The sequence below is a fragment of the Pseudomonas sp. S3_B11 genome, from assembly GCF_054667715.1.
The window spans coordinates 5,396,014-5,410,919 of record NZ_CP162749.1 but is presented as its reverse complement, the minus strand read 5'-3'; the positions used below and the strand labels follow the sequence as shown (position 1 = coordinate 5,410,919).

Here is a 14,906-nt window from a genome sequence, read left to right as displayed (position 1 = left end):
GGTGACTCATCCGGTCGAAGCGCCCCGGCTTCAACCCGTGTTGCGTTTCGATGGGTGTAGATTAAAACTGGCACCTTTGATGCGCTAGACTGCAAAAATCCGCCTTAGCGTTCTATTTGGAGAACGATCATCGAAGACCTCAACACGCTTTACTACTTCACCCAGGTGGTCGAGCACCGTGGGTTCGCCGCTGCGGGCCGGGCGCTGGACATGCCAAAGTCCAAGCTCAGCCGGCGTATCGCCCAGTTGGAAGATCGGCTCGGGGTACGCTTGCTCCATCGCACCAGCCGCCACTGCACATTGACGGAGATCGGCCAGGCCTATTATCAGCGCTGCCTGGCGATGCGGGTCGAAGCCGAGAGTGCAGCGGAAGTGATCGAGCGCAATCGCTCCGAGCCCCAAGGGCTGGTGCGCATCAGTTGCCCGACGGCACTGCTCAACAGTTGGGTCGGGCCGATGCTGACCCGCTATATGCTCAAGTATCCGCGGGTGGAGTTGTTCATCGAGAGCACCAACCGCCGGGTGGACCTGATCCATGAAGGGTTCGATATCGCCTTGCGGGTACGCTTTCCGCCGCTGGAAAACACCGACATGGTCATGAAAGTGCTGAGCAACAGTACCCAGTGCCTGGTGGGCAGTCCGGCTTACCTGGAACGCTTGTCTTCACCGGCTTCCCCGGCAGACCTCAACGGCTTGCCCAGCGTGCATTGGGGCGCGGCGCAGCGTGAATACCAGTGGGAATTGTTCGGCCCGGACGGCACCCGTGCGCTGATCCGCCATGAACCGCGCATGGTCACCGACGACCTGCTCGCCCTGCGTCACGCCGTGCTGGCCGGCATTGGCATTGCCCATCTGCCCACCGTGGTGGTCCGCGAAGACATAGCGGCCGGCCGGCTGGTGGAGCTGGTGCCGGGCTGGACACCCAAGTGCGGGATCGTCCATGCGATCTTTGCTTCACGACGCGGGTTGCTGCCGTCGGTGCGTACGCTGATTGATTTTCTGGCCGAGGAATTCAGTCAGAGTGATATGGCGTAGGGCAGACTCCCTTGAGTGAGCGTGCTTCTGTGGGAGCTGAGCTTGCTCGCGATGAACGATAACGCGGTCTTCCGGTAGGTCGAGGGTGCCTTCATCGCGAGCAAGCTCAGCTCCCACAGGCTGTTCACCGACCTTCCTTCCGGGGTTCGCCAAAGTTATCCAAGGCTGCCATTCATCAGGTGCGCCGCACTGAAAAGGTGTCACGGCCTCAAAAAGACACCACGTATCTGTTTGCAGACTCAGGAGGTCCCATGAGCCATCCTCAAGACCCAGCCACTCCCCAGGCAGTGGACAACCCCAACGACGACGGCTTCGTCCTCGGCACCGCCGGTCGCGACGAAGACCCCAACGCCGCCCCTTCTTATGCCATCGATCGCCGCCACGACCGGGACGAACTGACCCCTGAAGACGCCCGCGGCATGCCCGGCTATCCCGAGGAAAAGCCAGCGGCCAAACCCAAGGAGAAGGGGGTTGAAGAGGCAGAGCCGGGGATCGAGACGCCTGAGCAGGGGAACGATAAGGTTGGATGAGCAGGACTCATATCTGCTCACATTTCTTACCGAGGCCTAAAGCTTTTGGCGATTAGGCTGGAAACCAGCAAGAGCTAACCATTTGTCTAACTGGCGCTATCGCAATTTGCGATGCGCCAGATTTGTGTTTAACTTCCCCATAGCAAAATGCGATAAGGACGTTGCATGCATGTGATCACTGAGAAACGCATTTGGGAGGCCAAGGATAAATGGCCACATTCAGCGAATGCGTTGGATCAATGGTATCGGCTGATCAAGCGCAATAGTCCGGCTGATTTCGCGGCGATGAAATCCATATTTCCGGCAACCGATAAGGTCGGTCCGCTGCATGTGTTTGACATCGGTGGAAACAAGTTGCGGCTGATTGCGGTGATTCGATACCGAGCGCAGCGTCTGTATATCAAATGCGTGCTTGACCATCGGGAATACGACAGAGGCAAGTGGAAGGAGGAAAAGGGATGAGTGCACTGATCGAACAAGTCGCCGCCCATTGGGAGTTTGTGTCGCCCCTGCTGCGTAAGCCCAGGAGCGAAGAGGATTACGACCGGTTGGTTGCAGCGCTCGATGAATTGTTGGAGTTGGTTGGCGAAGAAGAAGCCCATCCGCTGATGAGCCTGGTGGACATCATCGGTGAATGGATCGAGGCCTGGGATCATCAACACCGGCCGATGCCCAAGGCCACTGGTGTTGAGGCGCTTCGTTATCTGATGCGCGAACACGGTTTGAGCCAGAGCGATTTGCCGGGCATAGGCGCCCAGTCGGTGGTATCGGAGATATTGAGCGGCAAGCGCCAGCTCAATTTAAGGCAGATCCGCTGGTTGGCGGAGCGCTTCGGCGTATCGGTTGAGACCTTTATTTGATGGCTTGGCGCGGCGCACTAACTGCGGCGAGGGAGCTTGCTCCCGCGCCACAGGGGGAGGCGCTATGTCGGCTGGCGGGGCTCGACATTGTCCAGTACCCGGTTCGCCAATAAGTTGCTCAGTTCGATCAACTGCTGAACGCCCATGGCAACGTGCCGCCTGGAGCCTTTCAGATCGAATGCCAGGTCACTGATCATGGCGTTGGCCGAAGCCAGGTTTTCGCTGAGATTGGCGAGCAAGGTTTCGGTGTCGACGCCATTGACGACGGTGAACAGTTGGCTTGGATCAGCCTCGGGTTTGCTGGGTTTTGGGTTGAGGTAGTAGTCGAGGACGCGGTTAGCCGTTTCGTCGAATTCTTTTGAGTTTGGGTGGCCTGGATCGGTATCTGGCGGGTTGGGGGTTGCTTTGAACATGGTGAATCTCCGTGATTGGTTGAGCCACCACGACCTATCGCTAAACAAGTAAAGGTGGCGGCTGTACGCAGGTTAGCGATCCGGGTCACAGAAACCCCGGGTAGACCAGAAGGTCTCCCACGCACAGCCACCATTAAGCGAGTTGCAGACGTAAAGGACTGCAATCGAGACTGGGCATTGTTGCGTCTGTGTTGAGTCGGATCGCTAAACCCGATCGCTGATTTTCAGCGACGGGGAAACGATAAAGCCCGACCCCAAGGCGCACAAGCCGGCGGATTCTGGCGTAGTTGTAGGCAATGGCGCAAGGCGGCGTAGCCTGCTCCTGAATGGTCCTACATCGAAATAAACGTGGTGATCGTCACGGGGAGTGGATTGGCTTCATGTGCAAGTGCTGGACTGAGAAGTCTGTGGTGAATTGAAGATCGCCATCGCGAGCAAGCTCGCTGCCACAGGGGTTGGTTGTTGTCGCAAATATCGCGATAACACGGTTCCCAATGTGGGAGCGAGCTTGCTCGCGATGACTGTCGTTCAGACAACCCTGAACCTTTGGCGAGGGAGGGTTACGACGAGCAACTGATTTCCAGATGCTTGCCCCACTCCGGCGGACGTTGCGCATAGCTGTCCATGCCGGGTTGTTCCTCGAACGGCTTGCTCAGCACCGTGTGCAGGCGGCGGACTTCTTCGTAGTCGCCGGATTCGGCAGCGTCGATGGCTTTCTGCGCCAGGTAGTTGCGCAGCACATACAGCGGGTTCACCGCGTGCATGCGGGCGCGGCGCTGGTCTTGATCGATAGCGCCCTCGCGGTTGACGCGGGCGATATACAGCTCGCCCCAGGCATCGAATCCCTTGAGGTCGACGAAGTCATCGCGCAGGCTGGCGACGGCTTGTTCGGGCGCCTGGTCGCCCAGCCGGCGGAAGAACAGGCTGTAGTCGACGCCGCTGTTCTGCATCAGTTGCAGCAGGCGTTCCAGCAGTTTCTGGTCATCTTCCTCGGCGCTGGTCAGGCCGAGGCGGCGGCGCATCAGGTCCAGGTAGTGGGCCTGGTACAGCGGCAAGTACAGGCCAAGGGTCTCACGCAGGGCTTCGACGCTGATGAGCGGCGTCAAGGCCTGGGCCAGGGCGCTGAGGTTCCACTGGCCGATGGGCACCTGGTTGCTGAACGAGTAGCGGCCCTGGTCATCGGAGTGGTTGCAGATGAAGTTGGCGTCGAAGTCGTCGAGGAAGGCGAATGGCCCGAAGTCGAAGGTGATGCCCAGGATCGACATGTTGTCGGTGTTCATCACGCCGTGGCAGAAACCGTAGGCCTGCCATTTGGCAATCAGCTCGGCGTTGCGCTCGACGATCTCGCGGAACATCGCCAGGTACGGCTCCGGTTGTTCACGGCACTCGGCAAAGTGCAGGTTCAACACGTGCTCGGCGAGGGTCGCATGCAGCTCGGGTTTCTTGGTGTAGTAGAAGTATTCGAAATGCCCGAAGCGTATGTGGCTGGGTGCCAGGCGCAGCACCATGGCGGCGCGCTCCTGCTTTTCGCGCCACACCGGGGTGTCGGAGCCGATCACGCACAAGGCGCGGGTGGTGGGGATGCCCAGGGCGTGCAGGGCTTCGGAGGCGAGGAACTCGCGAATTGAGGAGCGCAGCACCGCGCGCCCGTCGCCCATCCGTGAGAACGGCGTCTGGCCGGCGCCCTTGAGGTGCAGGTCCCAGTGTTCGCCGGCCTCGTTGTACACCTCGTCCAGCAGCAGCCCCCGGCCATCGCCCAGTTGCGGGTTGTAGTGACCGAACTGATGTCCCGAATACACCATCGCCCGTGGCTCGGTTTCGGCCCAGAGCTTGTGGCCGCCAAAGATCTCGGCAAACAGCGGTGCCTCGGCTTCCACCGGGTCCAGGTCCAGCAGCGCCATGGCCGCCGGGCTGGCGACGACCAGTCGCGGATTGTCGATGGGCTCGGGCAGCACGTGGGTCGATAAACCGTCGCCCAGGCGGGCGAAGCGGTTATCGAAGGTCAAGGTTTCCAGCGTTTTCATGGCCGTCTCCGGCGCGCCGCCTTCAGGCAGCGCGCATCAGTCGAGTGTGTCTTGCGGCGGCTCGGGCACCGGTTTGATGTTGGCTACGGTCGAGGGCACGGGCGTGAGGGTCTTCTTATCAGGCTCGGCGGGCACCAGTTTGTATTCCTGGCCTTGCAGATTCTTCAGATAGATTTCCATCTGCCGGAAGGAGATGTTGATGTGCTCCTTCTTGAACTCACGGTTGATGAACCGGTTGATCTCGTCCAGTACCGGGTTGCGGTCGCCGAGGTCGCGCACGTGCATGCGCAGCTCATGGTCCAGGGTGCTTTCACCGAAGTTGAGGAAGTACACGATCGGTTCCGGTTCCTTCAGCACACGTGGGTTCTCGCGGGCGGCCTTGAGCAGCAATTCGCGCACCCGGTCCAGGTCCGAACCGTAGTCCACGCCCAGTTTCAGGGTTACCCGGGTGACGGTGTCGGTCAGCGACCAGTTGATCAGTTGCCCGGTGATGAAGGTCTTGTTCGGGACGATGATGTCCTTGCGGTCGAAGTCGGTGATGGTGGTCGCCCGAATGCGGATCTTGCTGACCGTGCCCGACAGGTTGCCGATGGTGATGGTGTCGCCGATGCGCACCGGACGCTCGAACAGGATCATGATGCCGGAGATGAAGTTGGCGAAGATCTCCTGCATGCCGAAGCCCAGGCCCACCGACAGCGCGGCCACCAGCCATTGCAGTTTGTCCCAGCTCACGCCCAGGGTGGACAGGGTGGTGACGAAACCGACGCCGGCGATCACATAGGACAGCAGCGTGGTGGTGGCATAGGCACTGCCCTGGGCCAGGTTCAGTTTCGACAGCACGAACACTTCCAGCAGGCCCGGCAGGTTGCGCGCCAGGGCGAAGGTGATGCCGATGATGATCAGCGCCCCGAGCATGTCACCGATGCTGATGGGCACCATGCTCATGTTCGCGCCAGTGCCGCTGGTGTATTCGTAGAGGGTGATGTTGTCCAGGTACGAGAACACGCTGATCAGGTCCGACCAGACCCAGTACAGCGCGGCGATGAAACCGCCCAGCAGCGCCAGGCGAATCAGGCGCAGGGACTGCTCGTTGACCTTTTCGATGTCCAGGGTCGGTTCCTCGACCACCGCTTCGCCGTCGCCGGCCTCCTTGGCGGCCTGGCGCTTGGCCAGGGCACGCTGGTAGGCCAGGCGCCGCGCCGCGACCGACAGGCCGCGGACGAAGGTGGCTTCGATCACCAGCCAGAACATCAGCAGGTACAGGGTGTTGATCAACCGGTCGCTGAGCTTCAGCGCGGTGTAGTAGTAGCCGAAGCACACCGCGACGAACAGCGCGATCGGCAGCGCGGTGAACAGCACCCCGACCGCCTTGCGGAACAGCGAAGTGTTCTTGTGCGTCGGGCTGCTCAGCAGCAGACGGCTGAGCAGCCACGCCATCAACGCGTAGCAGGTCAGCACCACTGGCATGCCCAGCACGTCGTCGGCCAGGGCCGAGGGTTGCAGTTCGGCCACGGCTACCACGGCCACCAGCGCCAGCACCACCAGCCCGAGGCGGCGGATCCAGCCCTGGAGGAATTCGACCTGGGGTTTCTCCCAGCGGAAATGCAATTCGGCCACGCCGCCGGGGGCCAGCACTCGATAGGCCGTGTAGAACACCAGCCAGGCTTGGCCGATCTGCAGCAGCGCCGCGCCGAGGTTGGCGTTCTGGCCACGAGCGTCGATCTGCAGGGCGTAGCCGCACAGGGCCAGCGCCAACGCCAACGGCATCGCCAGGAGGATATTGATCAGGATCGCCTGGGGCGTGTGCCACTGGCTGTCGCGCTTGAAGTGGCCAACGTCCTGGTGAACCTTGTTCAGTCGAGCATAGAGACTCTTGCGCCGCCACAGTAGCGCGCCGATCAGCAGTGCCAGGGGCAGGAACAGCAACGGCCGTTGGGTCAGGCCATCGGCCAGTTCACTGAGGCTCGAGGCCCAGGGCAGTGAGTCGACCTGTTTCTCCAGGCGCAGCGGCACGCCGCGCATCCAGTCGAAATCCAGCGGTTTGTTGCTGGGGATCCAGAACATCTGCTCTTCAAGGGTCGCCCGCAGGTTCTGGGCGGTGCTGAGCAGTTGTTTCTGGTTGAGTTGCAAGGTGATGGATTCGTTGAGCACTGCGCTCAATTCGCGATTCAGGCGTTCCAGCAGGTCGACGCGGGTCAGTGCCAGTTCCAGCAAGGTCTTGCGCAGTTGCGGTGTGGCTTGTTCCGACGGCTGGGAGGCCAGCAGGCTGTCGACATAGGCGCTGGGATTGTTCAGCAGCTCGCGCTGTTGGCTGACTTCGAACTGGTACAGGCGGATGTCGGCGATCTGGTCGGCCAGGTTCTGGTCCATCTTCAGGCGCGGCAGGGTCTGGCGTTGCTTATAGAGAATCTTGGAGAGCAGCAGGCTGCCCTTGAGCACGCTGATCTGCTCGTCCAGGGCGGCGTCGGTCTGGGTGACGCTGTCCAGCAGTTGCTTGGTCTGCAGGTTCTGCTGGGTGACCTCGTTGAGGCGGTCGGTGCTCTTGAGCAGGTAGTCGGAGAGCTTCAGGTTGGCCGCGCTTTCGGTCGCCAGCAGGCTGCTGCCACCGGCCTTCTGGGCTTCGATGGATTGCTGGGTCACCGTCTCCTGGGACTGGGCCAGGCGCTTTTGGTTGATCAGGTTTTGCAGGTCCTGGATTTCCTGTTCCATGCGGGCGATTTTTTCCATCAACAAGTCGTGCTGACTGTTGCCCAAGTCCTGCAGTTGGCTGTTGCCGGCCAGCTCCTGGCGCCGCAGTGGAATCAGCGCATTGAGCGCCGCCAGCTCGGCGTTGAGCTGGTCGCGCTGCTCGGCGCTCAGGGTTTTGCCAGCGTCCCTGCCCGCCTTGAGGGTGGCGTTGATCTGTTGGATGCGGCTCTGGCTGTTGGAAATCTCCGCCTGGGCCCGCTCGGGGCGGGTCTGGGCGGTGATGACCAGGCTGTTGGCGTCGGCCAGGGCTTTTTGCAGGTCACCCTGCTGGGTGGAGCGATCCGTGAGCATTTGCTCGAGCTGGGGAATCGGCAGGTTGGCGTAGCGTTGCGCCACCGGCACCACCGTGGTGCCCTTGAGCCGCGCCAGTTCGCGCTGGTTCTCGATGTTCTGCTTGGGCGCAGTGGCCAGTTGCTGTTTGAGCGCCTGCAGCTTCTGTTCGTAGTCGGCCTTGTTGCTGAGCTGGGTCAGCGTGTTCTGCAAGATCGCCTGCAGGGCTTTCTGCTCGGCTTCCGGCAGTTTGCGGTCGGCGATTTTGTCCAGGCTGGACTGCACTGAAGCGCTGGCGGGAAGGTCAGCGGCTTGCAGTGTGCAGACGGAGAGACTCAGGCCCAGCAGGGCGATGGCGAAAAAGGAGCGCAGGGTAGGCATAAAGACCGGTCGAGCAAGTGAGAGTGGGAGCAGTTTAGAGGAACAAGCCGGGACCCGGGCGACTTCCTTCGGGGAATCTGACGCCCACTTTGGCGATCTTGTTCCCGTCCATGACCGCGACGGTCCACAGGGTGTTGTTCCAATCCACCTGGTCGCCGACTACCGGCGCACCGCCGACTTTCTGGGCGATGAAGCGGCCCAGGGACATGTCGGGATCGATGCCGTCCAGTTTCAGTCCGTACAGCGCCGCAACCGCAGCCAGCTGGGCGTCTCCTTCGAGTACGAAGTCGCCGAAGAAACGCAGATCCAGGCCCCGTTGCGGCGCCTGGCTGAACAGTTTTCCCAGGGCCGGCAAGTCGTGTTCATGGCCGATAACACACAGTAAATCACCGACTTCCAGCACGGTACTACCCGACGGATGGAGCAATTGCTGGCCACGGAACAGGGCGGCGATGCGCGTGCCGTTCGGCATTTTCAGGTCCCGCAGGGGCGAGCCGATGCACCATTTTTCCGCGCCCAGGCGATAGATGAACAACTCCCACTCGCTGGTGACATGGACTTCCAGCGCCGCCCGGGAAATCGGCAGCGGCTCGGGCGGGACGGTCACGTGCAGCAACTTGGCGACCCACGGCAGGCTGGTGCCCTGCACCAACAGCGAGACCAGCACGATAAAGAACGCCAGGTTGAAATAGAGCTGGGCGTGGGGCAGGCCAGCCATCAACGGGAACACCGCCAGGATGATCGGCACCGCGCCGCGCAGGCCGACCCAGGAGATAAAAGCTTTTTCGCGACCGTGGAACGCCTTGAATGGCAGCAGGCCGACCACGACCGACAACGGACGTGCAAACAGAATCATCCACAATGCCAGGCCCAGGGCGGGCAGGGCGATGGGCAGCAGGTCGTGGGGGGTGACCAGCAACCCCAGCACCAGGAACATGCCGATCTGTGCCAGCCAGGCCATGCCATCGAGCATATGCAGGATGCCGTGGCGACTGCGCACCGGGCGGTTGCCGATCACCAGGCCGCACAGATACACCGCCAGGAAGCCGCTGCCGTGCAGGGCGTTGGTCAAGGCGAATACCGCCAGGCCGCCGCTGATGACCAGGATCGGGTACAGGCCGTTGGCCAGGTTGATGCGATTGACCAGTTGCAGCATCAGCCAGCCGCCGCCCAGGCCAAGCACCGCGCCGATGCCAAACTCGCGCACCAGATGCCCCAGCAGGCTCCAATGCAGGCCGGTTTCGCCGCTGGCGAGCATACCGATCAGGGTAACGGTCAGGAACACCGCCATGGGGTCGTTGCTGCCGGACTCGATCTCGAGGGTGGCGCTGACCCGTTCGTTCAGGCCCTTGCCGCCCAGCAGCGAGAACACCGCCGCGGCATCGGTGGAACCGACGATGGCGCCGATCAGCAGCCCCTGGATCAGGTTCAGGTTGAACAGCCACGCCGCCGCCAGGCCTGTCAGCCCGGTGGTGATCAATACACCGACGGTGGCCAGCGACAACGCCGGCCACAGTGCGACGCGAAAGCTCGACACCCGCGTGCGCAAGCCACCGTCCAACAGGATGACCGCTAATGCGAGGTTGCCGACCAGGTAGGCCGTGGCGTAGTTGTCGAAAAGAATACCGGCGCCGTCGACACCGGCCACCATGCCCACGGCCAGGATGATCACCAGGATCGGGATGCCCAGGCGGGACGAAAGAGAACTCACCAGAATGCTCGCACCTACCAGCAACGCGCCGATCAAGAACAGGCTGTTGATGGTCGTCGCAGTCAAAGGCGTTACTCCGGGAAAACTGAAGGGCGGGCACAGGCTGACCATGCAGTCTGCGTGCCAGCGATTCTAACCTGTTGAAATGTGATGCTGTCAAAAAAGGTTGGGAGGGAGGGGAGCTGATCGGTCCCACGCTCTGCGCGGGAATGCCTCAACGGACGCTTCGCGTTCGGCTTTAGGAACGCGGAGCGTCCCCGGCTGCATTCCCACGCGGAGCGTGGGAACGATCATCAGGGGTTAAAGGCTGAACCGCCCAACCATGCTGTTCAGATCCACGGCCAGGCGCGACAGTTCGGCACTGGCGGCGCTGGTCTGGTTGGCGCCGGTGGCCGATTGCACCGACAGGTCGCGGATGTTCACCAGGTTACGGTCCACTTCACGGGCCACCTGGGCCTGTTCTTCGGCGGCACTGGCGATCACCAGGTTGCGTTCGTTGATCTCGACGATGGCGGTGTTGATCGTGTCCAGGGACATGCCGGCACCGCGGGCGATGTTTAGCGTCGACTCCGCGCGTTCGGTGCTGTTGCGCATCGAATCCACAGCGTGTTCGGTGCCACTCTGAATGCTGCCGATCATGCGCTCGATCTCGCTGGTCGACTGTTGGGTGCGGTGGGCCAGGGCGCGGACTTCGTCGGCGACCACGGCAAAACCACGACCAGCCTCACCGGCACGGGCGGCTTCGATGGCGGCGTTCAGCGCCAACAGGTTGGTCTGGTCGGCCAGGCCGCGGATCACGTCCAGCACCTTGCCGATGTCACGGGACTCATCGGCCAGGTTGCCGATCAAGGCGGCAGTGCTTTGCACATCGGCGCTCATGCGTTCGATGGCGCTGACGGTTTCCTGTACCAGATCGCGACCATCGCCTGCGGAGGTGGTGGCGTTTTTCGAGGCTTCGGAGGTGCTCACCGCATTGCGCGCGACTTCTTCCACGGCGCTGGTCATTTCGTTGACCGCGGTGGCGGCCTGCTCGATTTCGTTGTTCTGCTGGGTCAGGCCACGAGCACTTTCGTCGGTGACGGCATTGAGCTCTTCGGCCGCCGACGCAAGCTGTGTGGCCGACCCTGAGATCCGCTGCAAGGTGTCGCGCAGTTTTTCCTGCATGGTCGACATCGCCCGCAGCAGGCGACCGGCTTCGTCGCTGCCATCGACGACAATCGGGCGGGTCAGGTTGCCCTTGGCGATTTCCTCGGCGGCATCCAGCGCGTTGGCAATCGGCTTGGTGATGCTGTTGGTCAGCAGCCAGGCGAACAGTAGGGTCAGGCCGGTGGCGATGACCAGCAGTGTGACAACCCAATTGAAGGCTCTTGAATATTGTTGCTCTGCACCCCGATTGAAAGCGTCGGCTTGTTGGTTATTGATCTCCAGCAGGCGGCCGAGTACCGCGTTGACGGCTTCGGAGTTGCTCAACAGCTCGGTGTTGAGCAGAGCCCGCAGATCTTCGATCTGATTGTTGCGCGACAGGGTTTTCATCCGATCTTCAAGCTGACGGTATTGCCCCAGCAGTTGCACGTATTGATCGTAGGCGGCCCGTTCTTCCGGGGCGCTGATCAGCTTTTCATAGGCAGCCTGGGCCGCGCGGATCTGCTGGTTGCGCTGCTCGAACAGATCGTAGGTTTTCTGCTGGATGTCCGGTTCGCGGTTGGTCAACAAGCGATAGGACAGCACCCGCAGGCGCAGGGTGAGCTGCGTGAACTCATCCAGGGCCTTGATGCTGGGCACGCTGTTGCGGGCGATGCTTTCGCCAGATGCGCGGATGGTGCTCATCTGGGTCAGGGCAAATACCCCAAGGGCGAGCATCAGGGCGCCGATCAGGGCAAACCCCAGGAATGCCCGAGGCGCGATGTTCATATTACGTAGGGACATGGAAAGTACCGGAAGTAGACGCGTCCGTGCGGGGCTGTGACTGCTGTTCCCTGACTTATCGGTCATACGACTAAAGTCTTGAGTGACATGCGTGCTTTTGTCACAGAGCAAAGGTGGCGGTGCGACGAAGGGTCGGAACCAGATTCCCCATTCGCAGTCTCTAAAACTCGCCGCAAAGCCCTGCCAGCCCGTAAAGCGTGGCATTGGCAGTGACTTTTCTTTATCGTACGCGCCCCTTGAAAAAGCCTGGAAATCAATATGTTGGAAACATCCCTCAGCCAGCTGGAGCAACTGGTCAATGACCTGGTGCAACAGAACCGTCACCTCACCGGCCTGAACGAAACCCTGGGCGCGGAGCTTGCCAAGGTCAAGGATGAAAACGAAAGCCTGCAACTGAGCCTGATGGAACAGGAAGAACTGCACGGCACCACCGCCGCCCGCATCCAGGCCCTGATCGAGCGCGCCAGCGCCGGGCCTGTCAGCGCATGAAGCACGGCGCCGATGGGGTGACAGTCATCTCGATCCTGGGAGAGGACTATTCAATCAAGGCGCCGGCCGGGCAGGAACAGGCCCTGCTGGACGCCGCGTCGATGCTCAAGGCCGCACTGGCCGACACGAAAAGGAAATACCCGACGCTGATCGGTGATCGCCTGTTGGTATTGGCGGCCATGAACTTGTGTTCGCAGCAGATGGATATGCAGAAACAACATCAAGCGGAACTCGACCGTTACCAAGAGCAAGTCAGCGCCACGGTCGATGTGATTGCCAAGACGATCCAGCAGGCCTGAAACCGCCAGTTAGGGTTGACTGTGGGAGCGAGCTTGCTCGCGAAGGCGGTATGTCAGTTGCAATTGATTTGCCTGATCCACCGCCTTCGCGAGCAAGCCCGCTTGTGGATGGTGGTGAACGCAGATGTCGTGTTCACTTGGAACCCCCTGTGGGAGCGAGCCTGCTCGCGATGGGATTCAGCCCCGCTGCATGATCCGGCTCAGAACCACTCATCCCGCATCCCCAGGCACGTATCATCCCGCGCCTCAAGAATCGCCAGCTCATGATGACAACCCGGCACTTCCCAGGTCAGGAAGTAGCGCGCCGCTTGCAGCTTGCCTTTATAGAAATCGCTATCTGCGGTATTCCCCTTGGCCAGGCCTTCCTCGGCACGAATCGCCTGTTCCAGCCAGCGCCAGCCGATCACCATGTGCCCAAACACCTTCAGGTACAGCGCCGAGTTGGCGAGGCTGCTGTTGACCTTGCCCTGGGCCAGGTCCGTCAGCAGGCCGAGGGTAACCGTTTGCAGGCGCGCCACCAGCGCTTCCAGCGGCTGGCGCAACGGTGTCAGTGATGCGTGCGCCTGGGCGCGTTCAGTGGTGTCGGCCACCAGGCGGATCAATTGCTTGAGCCCGGCACCGCCGTTCTGCGCCAGTTTGCGCCCCAGCAGGTCCAGGGACTGGATGCCGTGGGTGCCTTCATGGATCGGGTTCAGGCGGTTGTCGCGGTAATACTGCTCCACCGGGTATTCGCGGGTGTAGCCGTGGCCCCCCAGAATCTGGATCGCCAGCTCGTTGGCCTTCAGGCAGAACTCCGAGGGCCAGGATTTGACGATAGGGGTCAGCAAATCCAGCAGCTCATGGGCGCGCCGACGCTCGGCTTCGCTTTCCAGGGTGGTGGTGTCGTCGAACAAGCGCGCGGCGTACAGGCCCAGGTCAAACGAGCCTTCAACGTAGGCCTTCTGGGTCAGCAGCATGCGGCGCACGTCGGCGTGCTGGATGATCGCCACGGGGGTGGTGGTCGGGTCCTTGCTGTCGGGCACCCGGCCCTGCGGGCGTTCGCGGGCGTATTCCAGGGAATACAGGTAGCCGGCGTAACCCAGCATCACCGCACCCATGCCGACGCCGATCCGCGCCTCGTTCATCATCTGGAACATATAGCTAAGGCCGTGGTGCGGTTTGCCTACGAGGTAACCGACACATTCGCCGTTGTCGCCGAAGTTCAGCGCGGTGGAGGTGGTGCCGCGCCAGCCCATTTTGTGGAACAGCCCGGCCAACAATACGTCGTTACGCTGGCCGAGACTGCCGTCGTCGTTGACCAGGAACTTGGGCGCGATAAACAGCGAAATGCCCTTCACGCCCGGCGGCGCGTCCGGCAGTTTCGCCAGGACCATGTGCACGATGTTTTCCGACAACGGATGATCGCCGCCGGAAATAAAGATCTTGTTGCCCTTGAGTCGATAGGTGCCGTCGGATGCAGGCTCCGCGCGCGTACGAATATCCGACAGCGAAGAGCCTGCATGGGGCTCGGTCAGGGCCATGGTGCCGAAGAAACGGCCGTCGATCATCGGTTGCAGGAAGCGTTGCTTCTGCTCCTCGCTGCCGAAGCTTTCGATCAGGTTCGCCGCGCCCATGGTCAGGAACGGATAAGAGGTCGAGGCGGCGTTGGCCGATTGGAAATGCGCGAAGCAGGCCTGGGACAGCAACGTCGGCAGTTGCATGCCGCCCGCCTCGAAGCTGCGTGCCGCGTTGAGAAAACCCGCCTCGAGGAAGGCATCCACCGCCGGTTTTACCTCGGGAATCAGAATCGCCTCGCCGTTCTCGTAGCGCGGTTCGTTTTCATCGTTCTTGCGGTTGTGCGGCGCGAAAAATTTCTCGGCGATGCTGCGGGCCGTACCGATGGCGGCGTCGAAGGTTTCGCGATTGTGCTCGGCAAACCGCTCGCGCTGAGTCAGGCCCTCGGCATCGAGGACTTCATACAGCTCGAAAGCCAGATTGCGGGAACTGAGCAGCGTCTCGGACATGGCGGCTTACCTTTTTTTGGGATGGGCCGAGTCTAGGCGTGCTGATAAAGGCTGAACAGGATGATTGATGACAGTGATGCAGAGGTGCGGGCGACACTAATCCCAATGTGGGGCTTTGTGGGAGCAAGGCTTGCCCGCGATGAAAACGCCGCGGTCTCTTGAGGGCCGCAGCGCCTGGATCGCGAGCAAGCCTTGCTCCCACAAAGCTCGCTCCCAC

12 protein-coding genes and 1 pseudogene are annotated in these 14,906 nt (G+C 61.5%); 6 read left to right on the top strand and 7 right to left on the bottom strand.

Annotation, left to right across the window (positions count from 1 at the left end; genetic code table 11):
• The first annotated feature begins 129 nt into the window (after window positions 1-129).
• The 4 genes from AB4O22_RS24250 (at window position 130) to AB4O22_RS24235 (ending at window position 2,425) form a co-directional block, all read left to right on the top strand.
• Complete coding sequence (locus AB4O22_RS24250) at window positions 130-1,035, top strand: LysR family transcriptional regulator (RefSeq protein ID WP_193384111.1); 906 nt, start codon at window positions 130-132, stop codon at window positions 1,033-1,035.
• Window positions 1,036-1,286: 251 nt separating this feature from the next.
• Window positions 1,287-1,565, top strand: coding sequence for a hypothetical protein (locus AB4O22_RS24245; RefSeq protein ID WP_013692104.1), 279 nt, complete (start codon window positions 1,287-1,289; stop codon window positions 1,563-1,565).
• 165 nt (window positions 1,566-1,730) lie between these two features.
• Entirely contained in the window at window positions 1,731-2,027 is a 297-nt protein-coding gene (locus AB4O22_RS24240) for a type II toxin-antitoxin system HigB family toxin (RefSeq protein WP_003197059.1), read from the top strand.
• Window positions 2,024-2,425, top strand: a complete 402-nt coding sequence (locus AB4O22_RS24235; RefSeq protein WP_003197061.1) for a helix-turn-helix domain-containing protein — start codon at window positions 2,024-2,026, stop codon at window positions 2,423-2,425. Before AB4O22_RS24240 ends, AB4O22_RS24235 begins: the two co-directional genes overlap by 4 nt.
• A gap of 62 nt (window positions 2,426-2,487) precedes the next feature.
• Here the strand turns inward: AB4O22_RS24235 and AB4O22_RS24230 are convergent, their stop codons facing one another.
• The 6 genes and pseudogenes from AB4O22_RS24230 to AB4O22_RS24205 form a co-directional block, all read right to left on the bottom strand.
• Window positions 2,488-2,838: a DUF6124 family protein gene (locus AB4O22_RS24230; RefSeq protein WP_460097329.1), complete on the bottom strand. Its 351-nt coding sequence runs from the start codon at window positions 2,836-2,838 to the stop codon at window positions 2,488-2,490.
• A gap of 560 nt (window positions 2,839-3,398) precedes the next feature.
• Window positions 3,399-4,862: a protein adenylyltransferase SelO gene (gene selO / locus AB4O22_RS24225; RefSeq protein ID WP_460097327.1), complete on the bottom strand. Its 1,464-nt coding sequence runs from the start codon at window positions 4,860-4,862 to the stop codon at window positions 3,399-3,401.
• Between the two features lie 36 nt (window positions 4,863-4,898).
• Complete coding sequence (gene mscK, locus AB4O22_RS24220; RefSeq protein WP_460097326.1) at window positions 4,899-8,261, bottom strand: mechanosensitive channel MscK; 3,363 nt, start codon at window positions 8,259-8,261, stop codon at window positions 4,899-4,901.
• 34 nt (window positions 8,262-8,295) lie between these two features.
• Window positions 8,296-10,038 (bottom strand): potassium/proton antiporter, encoded by a 1,743-nt coding sequence (locus AB4O22_RS24215; RefSeq protein ID WP_013692106.1) that lies wholly within the window; start codon window positions 10,036-10,038, stop codon window positions 8,296-8,298.
• Between the two features lie 234 nt (window positions 10,039-10,272).
• Window positions 10,273-10,977 carry a methyl-accepting chemotaxis protein gene (locus AB4O22_RS24210; protein ID WP_371856175.1) on the bottom strand — a complete coding sequence of 235 codons (705 nt, stop codon included), beginning with the start codon at window positions 10,975-10,977 and terminating at the stop codon, window positions 10,273-10,275.
• A gap of 198 nt (window positions 10,978-11,175) precedes the next feature.
• A pseudogene (locus AB4O22_RS24205) lies at window positions 11,176-11,883 on the bottom strand (MCP four helix bundle domain-containing protein); the annotation flags it as partial.
• 273 nt (window positions 11,884-12,156) lie between these two features.
• On the opposite strand from AB4O22_RS24205, the gene AB4O22_RS24200 reads away from it, so the two are divergent.
• Both AB4O22_RS24200 and AB4O22_RS24195 read left to right on the top strand, forming a co-directional pair.
• Complete coding sequence (locus AB4O22_RS24200) at window positions 12,157-12,387, top strand: hypothetical protein (protein WP_003197071.1); 231 nt, start codon at window positions 12,157-12,159, stop codon at window positions 12,385-12,387.
• Entirely contained in the window at window positions 12,384-12,686 is a 303-nt protein-coding gene (locus tag AB4O22_RS24195; protein ID WP_460097325.1) for a cell division protein ZapA, read from the top strand. Before AB4O22_RS24200 ends, AB4O22_RS24195 begins: the two co-directional genes overlap by 4 nt.
• 200 nt (window positions 12,687-12,886) lie before the next feature.
• Here AB4O22_RS24195 and AB4O22_RS24190 read toward each other — a convergent pair whose 3' ends face one another.
• Entirely contained in the window at window positions 12,887-14,689 is a 1,803-nt protein-coding gene (locus tag AB4O22_RS24190) for an acyl-CoA dehydrogenase (RefSeq protein ID WP_460097324.1), read from the bottom strand.
• Window positions 14,690-14,906 lie beyond the last annotated feature (217 nt).